Origin of the sequence: Flavobacterium swingsii (assembly GCF_900111965.1) — a bacterium.
GTDB classification, from domain to species: domain Bacteria; phylum Bacteroidota; class Bacteroidia; order Flavobacteriales; family Flavobacteriaceae; genus Flavobacterium; species Flavobacterium swingsii.
Genome location: NZ_FOJT01000004.1, coordinates 182,085 through 198,064, shown reverse-complemented (window position 1 = coordinate 198,064; position 15,980 = coordinate 182,085). Strand labels below are relative to the sequence as shown.

Annotated in this window: 13 protein-coding genes; 2 read left to right on the top strand and 11 right to left on the bottom strand. The window is 32.5% G+C overall.

The window, feature by feature from the left end; genetic code table 11:
• Positions 1–56 precede the first annotated feature (56 nt).
• The 6 genes from bioA to surE all read right to left on the bottom strand — a co-directional run bounded on the left by bioA (position 57) and on the right by surE (position 4,895).
• A complete protein-coding gene (bioA, locus tag BM053_RS07975) occupies positions 57–1,328 on the bottom strand; it encodes an adenosylmethionine--8-amino-7-oxononanoate transaminase (protein WP_091476084.1) in 1,272 nt (423 codons plus the stop codon).
• Positions 1,329–1,389: 61 nt separating this feature from the next.
• Complete coding sequence (gene bioD / locus BM053_RS07970) at positions 1,390–2,022, bottom strand: dethiobiotin synthase (RefSeq protein WP_091476080.1); 633 nt, start codon at positions 2,020–2,022, stop codon at positions 1,390–1,392.
• A gap of 180 nt (positions 2,023–2,202) precedes the next feature.
• Positions 2,203–2,682, bottom strand: a complete 480-nt coding sequence (locus BM053_RS07965; RefSeq protein WP_091476077.1) for a hypothetical protein — start codon at positions 2,680–2,682, stop codon at positions 2,203–2,205.
• A 27-nt stretch (positions 2,683–2,709) separates the two neighbouring features.
• Complete coding sequence (gene lpxB, locus BM053_RS07960) at positions 2,710–3,831, bottom strand: lipid-A-disaccharide synthase (RefSeq protein WP_091476075.1); 1,122 nt, start codon at positions 3,829–3,831, stop codon at positions 2,710–2,712.
• 14 nt (positions 3,832–3,845) lie between these two features.
• A complete protein-coding gene (locus tag BM053_RS07955) occupies positions 3,846–4,118 on the bottom strand; it encodes a hypothetical protein (protein WP_091476074.1) in 273 nt (90 codons plus the stop codon).
• Positions 4,119–4,121: 3 nt separating this feature from the next.
• Positions 4,122–4,895, bottom strand: coding sequence for a 5'/3'-nucleotidase SurE (surE, locus tag BM053_RS07950; RefSeq protein ID WP_091476072.1), 774 nt, complete (start codon positions 4,893–4,895; stop codon positions 4,122–4,124).
• A gap of 150 nt (positions 4,896–5,045) precedes the next feature.
• Between surE and BM053_RS07945 the strand changes: the two genes are divergently transcribed.
• Entirely contained in the window at positions 5,046–7,226 is a 2,181-nt protein-coding gene (locus tag BM053_RS07945) for a carboxy terminal-processing peptidase (RefSeq protein WP_091476069.1), read from the top strand.
• A gap of 122 nt (positions 7,227–7,348) precedes the next feature.
• Positions 7,349–9,382, top strand: a complete 2,034-nt coding sequence (locus BM053_RS07940; RefSeq protein ID WP_091476067.1) for a ComEC/Rec2 family competence protein — start codon at positions 7,349–7,351, stop codon at positions 9,380–9,382.
• Here the strand turns inward: BM053_RS07940 and BM053_RS07935 are convergent.
• Genes BM053_RS07935 through BM053_RS07915 form a run of 5 tightly spaced genes read right to left on the bottom strand, consistent with a single transcriptional unit; the run spans position 9,377 to position 15,942 of the window.
• Positions 9,377–9,931 (bottom strand): thioredoxin family protein, encoded by a 555-nt coding sequence (locus BM053_RS07935; RefSeq protein ID WP_091476064.1) that lies wholly within the window; start codon positions 9,929–9,931, stop codon positions 9,377–9,379. The two genes, BM053_RS07940 and BM053_RS07935, sit on opposite strands and share 6 nt — an antisense overlap.
• Before the next feature lie 60 nt (positions 9,932–9,991).
• Entirely contained in the window at positions 9,992–10,447 is a 456-nt protein-coding gene (locus BM053_RS07930; protein WP_167357325.1) for a thioredoxin family protein, read from the bottom strand.
• Between the two features lie 37 nt (positions 10,448–10,484).
• Positions 10,485–12,233 carry a peptide MFS transporter gene (locus tag BM053_RS07925; RefSeq protein WP_091476061.1) on the bottom strand — a complete coding sequence of 583 codons (1,749 nt, stop codon included), beginning with the start codon at positions 12,231–12,233 and terminating at the stop codon, positions 10,485–10,487.
• Positions 12,234–12,244: 11 nt separating this feature from the next.
• Positions 12,245–13,750, bottom strand: a complete 1,506-nt coding sequence (locus BM053_RS07920; protein ID WP_091476059.1) for a peptide MFS transporter — start codon at positions 13,748–13,750, stop codon at positions 12,245–12,247.
• 20 nt (positions 13,751–13,770) lie between these two features.
• Positions 13,771–15,942, bottom strand: a complete 2,172-nt coding sequence (locus BM053_RS07915) for a S9 family peptidase (RefSeq protein WP_091476057.1) — start codon at positions 15,940–15,942, stop codon at positions 13,771–13,773.
• Positions 15,943–15,980 lie beyond the last annotated feature (38 nt).

Here is a 15,980-nt window from a genome sequence, read left to right as displayed (position 1 = left end):
AATCCTCGCCATTTTTCTTGGCGAGATTGCAACGGATAGCAGGATTAGCTACAAATTTAAACTATTTCTAGTGCTTCTTCTATAGTTTGATATACTTTTTGCAATTGTTCGTTTGTAATAATATAGGGAGGCAAAATGTAAATTATGTTTCCTACGGGACGAAGAATTACTCCTTTTTCGATAAAGAAATTGTAGAGTTTGTTGCGTAAACCTCCGTAATAACTGGCTTTCGAATCAGTTTTTATTTCTAAAGCAAAAATAACCCCTAAAACACGTGTTGTACTTACTTTTGGGTGTCGCTTTATTTTTTCTTGAAATTGTAAATGTCGTTTGTTTACTCTTTCAATATTTTCTTGCATTTCATCGGATTTTAGCAATTGTATACTTGCCAAAGCCGCCGCACAACCTGTAGGATTTGCAGTAAATGTGTGTCCGTGAAATAGTGCCTTATTTACATCGTCATCATAAAATCCGTCGAAAATTTCTTGTGTAAATGTGGTAATCGCCATAGGAATTGTTCCGCCAGTTAAGGCTTTAGACAAACACATTATGTCTGGTTTTCCTTCCAGATAATTGCAAGCAAATGTTTTTCCTGTTTTACCAAAACCGGTCATTACTTCGTCGGCGATGGTAAAAACTTGGTTTTCTTTACAGATTTTCATTAGTTTATCCAATTCCGAAGCTTCGTACATGACCATTCCTGCTGCTCCTTGTACTAACGGTTCGAAAATAAAGGCTGCACAATCGTATTCTTTTATGGCTTTCGCCAAAGCATCTAAACTTTCTTTTTCGTTACCAATAGTTGGGACAGGAATTCTAACAACTTGGATTAATGAGCCTTTGAATGCTTCGGTGAAAAATGAAATCCCACTTGCCGCCATCGCTCCAAAAGTATCGCCATGGAAGGCATTTTCGAAAGCAATTATTGTGGTTCGTTTTTCGTTTTTATTATAAAAATATTGCATGGCAACTTTTATCGCAATCTCAACTGCTGTCGAACCATTATCTGAAAAAAAGATTTTTTGTTGATTTTTTGGTAATATTTCTATTAGTTTTTCTGATAATAAAACGGCTGGTTCGTGTGTAAATCCGCCAAACAAAACATGCTCTAAAGTTGTGAGTTGTTTGTAAATCGCATCGGCAATAAATTGATTAGAATGTCCGTACGGATTGACCCACCAAGAAGCAATCGCATCGATATATTCTTTATTATTTTCGTCCCATAACAAGGCTCCTTCTCCTTTTAGAATGGCGATTTCGGGTTGGGAAGTTTTGTGCTGCGTATATGGGTGCCAATTATGTTTTTTATCTCTTTCGGAAAGGTTCATTTTGGTAATAATTTTATTTTACAAAGATACGAGAAGAAAAATACAGGGATTCATAAAGGTTTTATAAATTTAGAAGGTTTTCACGAAAAATATCGGCATATTCTAAAATTACATTTTTGTCGAAATAGGGTTCTTCACTGATTCTTCCTATAACTTTTATTCCTGTTTTTGATAAAATAATTTCTTCTGTTGATTTGTTTTCATTTCCATTAAAAATGATTCCCGCAATATTTATTTTTCTGTTTTGTAAAGCTTCGATTGTGAGTAATGTATGATTGATGCTTCCTAAATAATGGCGAGAAACCACAACGACTTTATAATCTGGTTTTATCAAATCGATAATACAATCTGTATCATTTAACGGAACGAAAAGTCCGCCAGCTCCTTCAATTATGAGATGGTTTTTATCCCGATAATTATCGGGATTTGGTTCTATTATTTGATTTAAATCGATGGTTATTCCATCCAATTTTGCCGCAAGATGAGGACTCGCAGGCGTGTTTAGCAAATAACTATTTTCGTGAATTACCGTTTTATTATTAGATATGTAAGATTCGATTTTATGACTGTCGGAATTGTCTAAATCGCCTGCTTGAATGGGTTTCCAATAATCAGCTTCTAATGCTTCGACTATAATTGATGATGCGATGGTTTTACCTACATCGGTTGATATTCCTGTTATAAATAGTTTCATAATTATTTTGCTTCTCAGAACGTTTCGCAGTTTGAAAACAGTTACGATAAATTGTTCACAGACCACAACAAAAATACCTAAAGTTTTTAATGAAAATAGTGAATTGAAGAATAAAATATGTTCAAGAAAGTTTTCAGAATGAAACCAAGCAATTGTTACAAACCGCTGTTGTGCGTTCGGTTATTTTTTTATTTCTTTTTTATAGACATTAATTAACCCTCTGTTATCAATCAACATTTCTTCGTTTTCAATTTTTAGTATTTTTTCGTCAATTCTTTCATAGTAATTTCCATTACTTGATTTAACCGCTAATTTTTGTCTGATTAAATCTTTACCAACAAAACCTGTACTGTCAATATATAAATCGTGTTCGATTGTCATTGTTTCTTTATTAAATTTCCAATTTCCAGTATCAGTGTTTTTCGGAGTAAAAACCATATTGTATGTGAAGTCTGAATTGTAGATAAGTTTTGGCCCTGTAGCTTGAACAGTTCCAAAACTCCCTTCATAGTTTTCTAATTTATTCCCACTTGGATCTCTGGTTTCTACAAAATCCCAAGTTCCAATTATTACTTTTGTCCAATCTTTATTATCAGTTTTAATCTTTTGAGAACAATTTGCTAAAAGTAAAACACTAAATATGCAGTAAATATATTTCATTCTAATTTTTTTATTTCGATTTTGTAGTTAACTGACGCATAACATATCACTAACAATAAGATGTGCCGTTTTATCGCTTGCTCCTGCTCCGCCTAATTGTTTTTCTAACAAATCATAATTGGCTAAAAGCGTATTTCTGTATGATGGTTCTATTATTTTTTCGAGTTCTGCTTTTATTTTTTTCGAGTTGCAATCTTCCTGAATGAGTTCGGTAACGACTTCTTTATCCATTATTAAATTGACTAACGAAATGTACTTAAGAGTTATAATGCGTTTTGCTATTTGGTACGAAGCCCAACTTCCTTTATACAAAACAACTTCGGGAACTTTAAACAAAGCTGTTTCGAGCGTTGCCGTTCCTGATGTAACTAGCGCTGCATGAGAAACACTTAATAAATCATAGGTTTTATTTGATATAAAATGTACTTGATCATTCGTTAAAAACTGCTCGTAAAATGAATATTCCTGACTCGGTGCGCCAGCAATTACAAACTGATAATTAGGAAAGTCTTTTACAACGGACAACATCTCGGATAACATTTTTTCAATTTCCTGTTTTCTGCTTCCTGGCAAAAGCGCAATAATAGGTCTTTCGTCTAAGTTGTTATCTTTTTTAAATTGTTCTGCATCGGTTTTCTTACGATTATTTATAGCATCAATGAGCGGATGACCTACAAATTCAACTGGAAAATGATGTTTCTTCTCGTAAAAATCTTTTTCAAACGGAAGAATAACATACATCTTGTCGACATCGTTTTTTATGGATTTGATTCGGTTTTCTTTCCAAGCCCAAATTTGTGGTGAGATATAATAATGATTTCGTATTCCTAGTTTTTTAGACCATTTTGCAATTCTCATATTAAAACCTGGATAATCTATAAAAATGATAGTATCTGGTTTGAAATTTAAAATATCATCTTTACAAATTTTAATGTTATTAAGAATGGTTTTCAAATTAAGAACCACTTCTAGAAAACCCATAAACGACAAATCCCGATAATGTTTTACTAAGGTTCCGCCTGTTTCTTGCATCAAATCGCCTCCCCAAAAACGAATTTCTGCCTGAGAATCTTCTTTATAAATGCCTTTCATAAGGTTCGAACCGTGCAAATCGCCCGATGCTTCGCCAGCAATAATGTAGTATTTCATCTTTTGTCGATTATTTAAACAAACATTGTAATTATAGCCAAAAGTATGGTTGCCAATACAACGCCGCGAGCCATGAGTTCTTTATTTATTTTGAGCAATATAAAAAAAGTAAAAAGATTTAGAATAGCGCCTAATGTGATTACTTTTCCTAGAAACCCTTGACTTTTCATGCCTTTCACACCTTCTAAAAAGCTATACTCAGTACAAAAAGTAAAGAAAAGATACGTTCCTAAAAAAGCGGAAACAAATCCTATTATCATACCAATAAGCAAATCTGTTTTTTTCATAATTTAGTTGTTTAAATTCCAATTATTTAATTGCTGAATTGCGTGATGTGCCGTCATGTCAAACTGAACTGGCACTACCGAAATGTATCCGTTTTCCAAAGCCCATTCGTCTGTATCTTCACCTTTGTCTTGATTCACAAATTCGCCCGTGAGCCAGTAATAATCTTTGCCTTGTGGTGTTTTCCTTTTATCGAACTTTTCTTCCCACATGGCTTTGGCTTGTCGGCAAATTTTTATTCCTTTTAGCTCTTCTTCTTTTCTTTTTGGAAAATTGACATTTAGAACCACACTATCAGGCAATCCTTTTTGTAGAACTTCGAGCGCAATTTTTTTTATGTAAGGTTTAAAAGTTTCAAAATCGGCATTCCAATCATAATCTAATAAAGAGTACCCAATGGCAGGAATTCCTTCGATACCAGCTTCGACAGCGGCACTCATCGTGCCCGAATAAATCACATTTATAGATGAGTTTGACCCATGGTTTACACCCGAAACGCATAAGTCTGGTTTTTGTTTCAAAATTTCATTCACAGCCAGCTTTACACAATCTACAGGAGTTCCTGAGCAACTATACTCGGTTACTGGTGCATTTTCGAGCGAAACTTTATTCAAATGCAAAGTGCTGTTTATCGTTATGGCGTGTCCCATAGCGCTTTGTGGACTATCTGGTGCCACTACAACAACAGTTCCTATTTCTTGCATAACGGCAATAAGTGTTCGTATTCCTGGTGCCGAAATACCGTCGTCGTTTGTAACTAATATTAATGGTTTACTCATTTTTATTTATATGAAAAGCTAAATTTAACAGGAAAAAGTGACGCTAAATTAAGCATTTTTACTTGCAAGTAACTAATTTTACATCTTTAACAAAAAATTATAGTCAAATTATTATTATGGCATAGTTTTTTATGTACTTTAGTAAATATTATGAATGCAATTTTGAATTATATGAAAAGGAATTATAAAGTAATTTTAGCTGTTCTTGCTATCTCTGCCACTTTGTGGAGTTTTATGCCAAAGAAAGAAAATGACCCGGAGAAAGACAAAATGCTTTTGGATTTGATAACATTTGTTATAGAAAAAGGTCATTATGATCCGATTGCTATGGATGACAAGTTTTCTCAAGGAGTTTATAAAGATTATCTTGACGCATTAGATCCTTCAAAAAGATTTTTTGTACAATCTGATATCGATGAATTTAAAATCTATGAATTACAAATAGATGATATGATTCATGATCGTGATTTAACATTTTTTAAACTAACCTATGAACGTTTGCAAAAACGTATGAGAGAAGTCGAGGTGGTTTACAAATCGCTAAACGAGAAACCGTATGACTTTACGACCGATGAAACTATTAATATAGATTCCGATAAAAATGCTTTTGCCAAAAATTATTCTGAATTAAAAAACAGATGGCGTCTGCAAATGAAACTTTCTATTTTAGCCACTGTGGTAGAAAAAGAAAAATTAGAAGCCGATAAAAAAGCAAAAGACCCAAAATATATTGCAAAAACTTTTTCACAACTAGAGAAAGAAGCAAGAGAAACAACACAAAAAACACTAAAAGATTATTTCGCTTTTATCAAAGAATCTAACGAAGATGATTGGTTTGTAGCCTATGTAAACGCAATAGTTACCCAATTTGACCCGCACACTTATTATTTTGCTCCAGAAGAAAAAGAACGTTTTGATGTGAGTATGAGCGGGAAATTGGAAGGTATTGGCGCAAGACTTCAAAAAACAAATGACTTTACGGAAATTTCGGAATTAATTTCTGGCGGACCCGCTTGGAGAGGAAAAGAACTCGAACCAGGCGATTTAATCCTTAAAGTGGCACAAGGCAACGGCGAAGCAGTCGATGTTACTGGAATGAGGCTTGATGATGTGGTGAAAAAAATAAAAGGACCTAAAGGAACAGAAGTAAGACTTACAGTGAAAAAGGTAGATGGATCGATAGTGATAATATCAATCATAAGAGATATTGTAGAAATCGAGGAAACCTATGCAAAATCTAGTATTGTCGAGAAAAATGGTGTAAAATATGGCGTGATTTATTTACCTAAATTTTATATCGATTTCGAGAACAATGACAATCGTGATGCTGCAAAAGACATTGCTCTTGAAGTTGAAAATCTTAAAAAAGAAGGCGTACAAGGAATCGTAATGGATTTACGTGACAATGGTGGCGGATCATTAAAAACAGTTGTAGATATTACTGGATTATTTATTGAAGAAGGACCTGTCGTACAAATAAAATCATCTAAAGGGAAAAAAGAAGTTCTCTCTGACCACGACCCAAAAGTACAATGGGACGGACCGCTTGTGGTGATGATAAATAATTTTTCAGCTTCCGCTTCCGAAATTTTTGCAGCTGCAATACAAGATTATAAAAGAGGTGTTGTTATAGGTAGCAAACAATCTTACGGAAAAGGAACAGTTCAAAATGTTTTCGATTTGAATCAGTTGGTTCGTAATAATGCTTCGATGGGAGATTTTGGAGCTTTAAAAACTACAATTCAAAAATTTTATAGAATAAATGGTGGCTCTACGCAACTTGAAGGAGTTTCTAGCGACATTACTGTTCCAGACCGTTATTCTTATATAGAAATTGGAGAACGTGATGTAAAAAATGCAATGCCTTGGGACAAAATTGATGAAGCTCCGTTTGAATCTTTAAAAGCTATAAATAATTTTGAAGCCGTAGTTGCTAACAGCCAAAAGAGAATATTAGAAAACGCTCAATTTAAGCTAATAGATGAAAATGCAAAATGGATTAATGACCGCAAAGAAGACAATTTAATTAGTTTGAATCTTAATAAATTCAAAGCAGAACAAGCATCAATAGAAGAAGGAACTAAAAAATTTAAAGCAATTTCAAAATTTCAAAATTCGCTTAAATTTACTTCTCTCCCTCAGGAAATGGAACTTATTAAAAAAGACTCGTTATTAGGTCAAAAAAGAAAAGATTGGCACGAAAGTTTGTCTAAAGATGTTTATGTTGAAGAAGCTATAAATGTACTTAGTGACATTAAAAAACCTATCGTTGCCAGTAAAGAAAAGGTTTTGAACATAAAAAACAGAAAAGACAAATTAGTAAAATCCTAATAAAATTTAATTAATTAAAAATGCCTCAGAGATTTCTGAGGCATTTTTGTTTTGTAGCCTAATTCTCCTTAATTTTCTTATTGCATTTAGAATACAAATGGATATTTCATTATCTTAGTCAAATGAAGATATTACAATTTCCAATAGTTCGAATTTGTTTTTGGCTTATTTTAGGCATTATTGCCGCTTATTATTGCCCTCTAAATATTAATTACGTTTTCGGTTTATTAAGCATATCTACAATTATTTTTGGCTATTTTTTATTTCAATCTTATCATAAATTTGAACAGAAAAAAGCTTTTTCAATTTCCTTATATTTTTTATTTTTCGCTATCGGAATCACAACAACATTAGTTCACAACGATACTTTTAGAGCAAATCATTACACTCATAACACAACAAATTTCGAATCAAATCACTTAATAACGGCTACTGTTATTGAAAAATTAAAAAATACAACCAGTAACAATCGATATATTGCCGAAATAACCCGAATTGACAATAAAATCGCTTCTGGAAAAATCTTATTAAATTTAAAAAAAGATTCAATTACCAAAGACTTTGTTATCGGAACTAAACTTAAAATCGAAGAACAATTAGTACGAAATTTTAAACCTAATAATCCAAATCAGTTCGATTATGGAAAATATCTAGAAACAAAAGGAATTTATGCACAACTATTTGCAGAAACTTCACAGCTAAAAATTAGTACTCATATCGATAAAAATATATGGTATTATACTTCAACATTTCGGAATAAAATTATCCTAAATTTAGAAAAAAGCGGGTTCAAAAAAGAAGAGTTAGCAGTAATATCAGCACTAATATTGGGTCAGCAACAGGATATTTCGCCCGAAGTATTACGTGATTATCAATATGCTGGTGCAGTTCATATTCTTTCGGTTTCGGGCTTGCATGTTGGGTTTATCCTTTTGTTTATTACCTTTTTATTAAAACCATTACCAAAAAACAAATACGGAAATTTTATTAGGTTAACAATCATTTTAATCTCCTTGTGGTTGTTCGCATTGGTTGCAGGATTAGCACCATCGGTAGTTAGATCGGCAGCGATGTTTAGCTTTGTGTCAATAGGAATGTTTCTAAATCGAGAGACGAACATTTTCCATACGATGCTCGTTTCTTTGTTTTTAATTCTGCTTATCGAGCCTTTATTTTTGTTCGATATTGGATTTCAGTTAAGTTATATTGCACTATTTTTTATTCTTTGGCTACAGCCAATGCTGAAATCGCTTTGGGAACCAAAAAATAAAATCGTTACATATTTTTGGGACATTATCACCGTTTCTTTTGCAGCACAAATCGGAGCTATGCCACTCAGTATTTATTATTTCCATCAGTTTCCAGGATTATTTTTTGTGACAAATTTGGTGCTAATTCCTTGTCTTTCCGTAATTATGGCAATAGGTGTTCTTCTTATGATATTGGCATATTTTGATTTTGTTCCTCTTTTCCTTTCTAAAATAGTAGAGTTGAGCATCACTTTTACCAATACTTATATTAAATGGATTGCTTCTATTGAAACTTTCGTCATCAAAGATATTCCGTTAAGTTTTTCGTTACTTATTGCTTCTTATCTCCTTGTTTTTACTTGGATAATTTGGTTTATGAAACCCAATTTCACAAAAATTATTTTGGCTTTCAGTAGCGTTTTAATTTTTCAGTTATTGCTTGTTTCTACAAACTGGCAATCAGAAAACAAAAAGGAGTTAATCGTTTTTAATGCCAAAAGAAATACAATTATTGGCGAACGAATAGGCAAGGAAATCACTCTTTGCACAAACAATACTTTAACAGAAAACGGTTTTGAGAAGAAAATGATTCAATCATATGTAACAGCTAATTTTTGCGAAATAAACAACCCTAAACCGCTCACAAACACGATTTATTTTAACAACAATAAAATTTTGATTATTGACAAATCTAGTATCTACAAAAACACAATGAATCCTGATATTATTATTTTAAGAGATTCTCCAAAAGTAAATTTAGAGCGATTGTTGTCTTCAACAAAGCCAAAAATTATTATTGCCGATGCTTCTAATTACAAAAGTTATATTACAGCTTGGAAGCAAACTTGTGCTAAAGAAAAAATCCCTTTTCATAGTACTTACGAAAAGGGATTTTATAAATTATGATTTGGCCTTTTTGAGCCTAGGAGGTTTTGATCCTTTTTTTGAATTAGGAACATATTTTGCAATAATCTGATCTGCTCCCGAAAGCCAAGCACTTGGTCCACCAGCAACATATCCTGTGCTTCCTAATTGTTCGAAATTTACTTTTCCTGCTTTATCATTTGCTTTCGCAAACCACACTGTTGGAAAACCTTGTACCCCAAAAGCTTGTTGTAATTGATTGTTTTGGTTTTTCATTTCGGCAGTTTGTTCTGTTCTTCTAGGAAAATCTAACTCTACCAAAACTACTTTTTGTTTGGCCCAAGCTTCAAATTCTGGAGTTTTAAAAACTTCTTTTTGCAAGCGAATACACCAACCACACCAATCGCTTCCTGTGAAGAATAAGAATAATGGTTTGTCTTGTTTTTTAGCAATTTCCATTGCTTCTTTAAGGTTTGTGTGCCAAACTAAATCTTCTGTGATTTTATTTGTTGCTTTATCTGAATTAAAACTTGAAAAAAATAACACAGCAACAACTGGAACTAAAAAAAATAAGTATTTAAATTTATTCATGAGTTTTAATTTTAAATGAATTTAGTAAGTAAATGTAAAAAAGAAATTAGAAATAAAAGATTATCTTAATATTTTTAACAATTCTTCATGCGTTTTATAACCTATTATTTGTTGTTGTGTATCGCCATTTCTATCTATAATATACATCGCCGGATAACCTTGAACCTTAAGATAAGAAGTTAGTTCGTGAGCGCTATTTCTTCCTTTTCGGTTAGGATCGAATCCCGGATTAGAAAATTTATTTCCTTTAAAAGCAACTACAGAATTTCCTTCGGCATTAAACTTAACAGCGTAATAATTTTTATTAATAAAATCTATAACTTCAGGATCTTGAAAAGTTTCTTTATCAAGCATTTTGCAAGGTCCATACCAATCGGTATAAACATTCATAAAAATGGGCTTTGGACTCTTTTTTTGTCTAGCCATCGCCTCGTCGAGCGTCACCCATCTAATCTCTTGTGCTTGAATAGACATTGTTCCTATAAATAAGAATAAAGCTATGAGTATTTTTTTCATCATTCCTTTTTTCATTTAACAATCAAAAACAATGCCATTACCTAACGCCGTGCATCAATTTTTTAATTATTGGCGACATTACAAATGATAATGCGGCAACAATAAGAGATACAATAGCTAACATCCAGAAAAAATAACTCAATCCTTTTTCATCAGCAATTTTATCTATGTTTTCTCCAAATTTTGCAGCACCTTTCATACCTATTGCAACGGCTAAATACCAAATTCCGAACATCATGGCTATCATTCTAGCTGGAACTAATTTACTCACATAAGACAATCCCACTGGGGATATACAAAGTTCGGCCATAGTTACAAAAAGATATACCAATATTAAATAAATCATACTTACCGAAGCTGTTTTTGCTCCAGGCGCAATTCCGTTTGCACCAATGGCTACAGTTATCATACCGATTGCTAAAAACACCATTCCTAGTGCATATTTCATATTGGCAGATGGATTGTATTTACTTTCCCACCATTTAGAAAAAAGTGGTGCTAAAGCAATAATGTATAAAGAGTTTAGAGATGAAAACCAAGAGGCTGGCACTTCTAATGAATCTTCTGAAAATTGATTTTTTAACATCCAAAAAGCAATTCCCCAAATTATTACAAAACTCATTGAGAGTACAATGTTTGCAACAGAATATTTAGCAAAAGTTTGTTTAAATAATAATAATAGAACCCAAGTAATAATTCCTAATGGAACAAGTACTATCGCTGCATTAACAAATTTGAATATCATACCCGCATTTCCTACTAAAACTCTATTGGTATAATCATCTGCAAAAATCGTAAGTGTTCCAGGAGATTGCTCAAAAATTGCCCAAAAGAAAATGGTTAAAAATGCAAAAAACGAAACGGCAATCATTTTTTCTTTGGTAATTTGAGAATAATTACTCAATCTGTAAAACAAAAGAAAAAGGAATAATAAGATAGCTAATAAGATGGTGAAATTATTTCCAGACAATCCGAACACTTCAAAATTAAATATATCTAAAGCACCATTTGTGATGATTTTAGCTGGTTCGAAAATAATCCAAGCCAATCCTAAAGTTGTCATTAAGCCAATTAAAGCGATTTGCCAAACTGGGAACGGGTTTAATTTGTCGTTGTTTTCATCAGTTAGCATTACTTCTTTTTTGACAGGTTTTAAACCTATATCACCAAAAATATCTTGAGACAACCAAAACTGAATTAATCCGAAAAGCATAAAAACACCTGCTAAACCGAATCCCCAATTCCAACCAACTTGTTCTCCTAAATAACCACAAAGCACAATTCCGAAAAAAGCTCCAGAGTTTACACCCATATAGAAAATAGTATAGGCTCCGTCTTTTTTCTCTGGTCTGTCTTTGTACATTTCAGATACAATTGATGTCATATTTGGTTTGAAAAATCCATTTCCAAAAACTAATAAAATTAAACCTGAGTAAATGAAAAACGGAGATTCTAATGCCATCGATCCATGTCCTAATGTCATTAATAAAGCTCCAATAACAACTGCCCATCTGTAACCTATTTTTTTATCCGCAAAATATCCACCCATCATAGTCGACAGATAAACAAGTCCCACATAAGAACCAAAAAGTGCCATCGCTTGTTCTCTTGTCCAGTCCCAACCTCCTTCTAAAGCAGTAGAGGTAAAAAACATTACTAAAAGGGCTCTCATCCCGTAGAATGAAAATCTTTCCCACATTTCTGTAAAGAAAAGAACAAATAAACCACTTGGGTGACCTAAAACGGTGCTTTTAAAAAATTGGTCTGTTGAATTTTCTGTATTCATAATAATTTAATTTATTTAACTTCTTGCATTAATTTTTTAATCAAAGGCGAAACTACAATTAGTAGTGTTCCAGCAATTAAAGCATATATTGCTAATTGATAATACCCATCTGTATAGCCTTGTAATTTTGTCACTAGAGATGCGTTTTCATCAGGTGATGACATTCCTGCTCCCAATAAACCCGCAGCATATTGCCCATAAGCGCTTGCTAAAAACCACATTCCCATCATCATTCCTGACAATCTTTTAGGTGATAATTTTGTCATAATAGACAATCCAATTGGCGACAAACAAAGTTCTCCAAATGTAATTACCAAATAAGCCAATGTAAAAATATTTAAAGAAGTCATTCCTTCCGCATTTGCAAAAAACTTAGTGTAATAAAACACATAAAAAGCTGCGGCTAAAAACAAAAATCCTAAACCAAATTTCATTACAGTATTAGGTTCTATTTTCTTTTTTGCCATAGCAAGCCAAATTAAACCTAGTATTGGACTAAAAATAATTACAAATAATGAGTTTGAAGTATTGTTTACAATATTTGGATTGATGTCGAAAAAGAATAAATTATGGCTCAGATTATTTTTAGCAAAAAGTGCTAACGAACCACCACTTTGTTCAAAAAACGCCCAAAAAATAACTGAAAACAAGATAAATACAAAAGCGGCAATTAATTTTTTTTGTGCTTTTATATCCTTCTCTTTGAAGGTTTCATAAAGAAAAAACAAAATAGCCAACGGACCAATTGTGTACATGAAATAATCAGTATAATCTGTATTTTTGATCATTATAAAAATTAGCGGAATACTGATTAATGATCCAACATATACCGCAATTTCTCTCATTGTTCTTTTTTGAGGTTCCAAATTTAATAAAGGAGAATCTCCAATTGGGCCTAATGATTTTTTTGTAAGAATAAAAGTAATCAATCCGATAACCATTACTATTGCAGCAGATAAAAATGCATAACTCCAACCGTAATCAGGACTTGTTCCTAAGTAAACACAAACTGCTCCACCAAGTAAAGCACCAATGTTTATTCCTGAATAAAATAATCCAAATCCGGCATCTCTTCTACTATCCCCTTCTTTATACAATTCACCCACCATTGAGGAAATATTTGGTTTAAAAAACCCAGTTCCAATAATAGAAAGTGTGATTCCTAAATAAAACATTTCTTGTGGAGAAAAAGCAATAATTAAATTCCCCAGAATCATAACAGTACCACCAAAAAGAAGTGATTTTTTAAATCCTAAAATTTTATCAGCAAAAATTCCTCCAATGAATGTAAAAGCGTATACAAAAGCTTGAATAGCTCCATATTTTAAATTGGCATCTTTGTCAGATAATGCTAATCCTAAAATCTGATCGGCCATAAAAATGGTTAAAACACCACGCATTCCGTAAAAACAGAAACGTTCCCACATTTCAACTAAAAATAAATACCAAAGTTGTTTCGGATATTTACCTTCAAAATTTTGAATTTCTTCTAATGTAAGTGTATTTGTATTATTCATATTTTAGTTTTGGTTTTTAATTATAATTTTTCTTTAATAAAATTGGTCATTTTAGTGTACAATTGTAATCTTGTTTTTCCGCCATAAATCCCATGATTTTTATCTGGATATATTGCCCAATCGAACTGTTTGTTGGCTTGTACCAAAGCTTCAATCATTTTCATTGTATTTTGTACATGTACGTTATCATCGGCAGTTCCGTGTATTAGAAGAAAATTACCTTTTAGTTTACTCACATGTGTTATTGGCGAATTATTATCGTAACCACTTGCATTTTCTTGCGGTGTTTGCATATATCTTTCAGTATAAACGCTATCATAATATCTCCAAGAAGTTACTGGCGCAACGGCAATGGCTGTTTTGAAAACATCGGCTCCCTGAAAAATACAATTCGAAGCCATAAAACCTCCGTAAGACCAACCAAAAATTCCAATTCTTGATTTATCTACATAAGCATAAGTTCCAAAAACTTTCGCAGCATCAATTTGGTCTTCTACTTCTAATTTTCCTAATTCTTTTTGGGTACATTTTTTGAAATCAGCTCCTTTAAAACCTGTTCCTCTTCCGTCGACACAAGCTACGATGTAACCTTGTTGCGCCAACATCATAAACCAGTAATCGTCTGAAGCATTCCAATCATTGTTTACTTGTTGTGATCCTGGACCAGAATATTGATACATAAATACTGGGTATTTTTTGTTTGCATCAAAATCTTTTGGCTTAATCATCCAAGCATTTAGTTTGTTTCCTTTTTCAGTTGTTAATTCAAAAAACTCTTTCGATGGTAAATTGTAAGAAGCTAATTTAGTTTCTAAAACTTCGTTAGAAACAATAGTTTTAATCGTTTTTCCAGTTTTAGATTCATTCAAAGTGTATTTTGGTGCGTTTTTAGCACTAGAATATGAATTGATAAAATACTGAAAGTTCGGGCTAAAAGTCGCTACATTTGTTCCTGTCGAAGAAGTTAAACGAGTTTTTCCACTTCCGTTTAATTTGATGCTGTACACATCACGATTTATCGAACCATTTTCTACCGATTGATAGTAAATTGTTCCCGCTTTTTCATCAAAACCATAATAATTAGTTACTTCCCAAAGACCTTTTGTGATTTGGCTTTTCAGCTTTCCTTCTTTACTATAGTGATAAATGTGGTTGAAACCATCTTTTTCAGATGTCCAAATGAAACTATTGTCTTTTAGGAAAGTTAAGTTATCCGTCACATCAACATAAGCCTTCTCTTTTTCGTTTAGAACTACTTTTGTTGCTCCCGAATTTCCGTCTACAAACAACAAATCCAGATTATCCTGATGACGATTTAAGACTTGAGCGCTTAAGGTATTGCCCTCATTGGTCCATTTCATTCTAGCGATATAAAAATCGCTGTATTGGTCTAAATTTACTTTTTTGGTTTCTCCAGTTTTTACATCATAAATATGCAATGAAACCAATGAATTCTTTTCTCCAGCTTTTGGATATTTGAATCTTTCGGTAACTGGATATAATTCTTGTCCGTAAACATTCATCGAAAATTCAGGAACATCGGTTTCATCAAAACGAATAAACGCAATTTTGTCTGAATTTAAATTCCAGTCATACGCTTTTACAAAGGCAAACTCTTCCTCATAAACCCAGTCTGTAACTCCATTAATAACGGCATTTTTCTTACCGTCTTTTGTAATTCGTGTGTGTTTTTTAGTCGCGATATCGTACAAATACATATTGTTTTCGAAAGCGTAACTAATTTTAGTTCCATCTGGCGAAAAATTAGGCTCTTGTACTTTGTAATCAGCTAATTTGACTAATGTTTGTGCTGTAATATCATAAATGAAATAATTCGCCACAAATGAATGACGGAAAATTTGATCACTGTTATTTGCAATTAAAATTTTCTTTTCGTCTTTGCTAAAGGTATAACTATCTATACCTGTTAATAATTTAAAATCTTTAGAATCTACAAGTGCGTACACTTTGTTTAAAGTAGCAAAATCATACAAATCGATTTGCATTGTTTTTGATTCTTTGTCAAAATTAAGAACAGTGTACTGATTTGTGTTTTTCAAAGCTGCCAACTCAGTCATTCCTTGAGTTCTGAAGGCTCCGCCCCAAATTTCTTCTAAAGTAATTTTTTGTTGCGCAATTGCTGATAATGAAGTAAATAAGAATAAAACGAATGCTTTTTGTATTGTTTTCATGTAAAATTATTATAAACGATGCCAATTTTAGTGAAAAA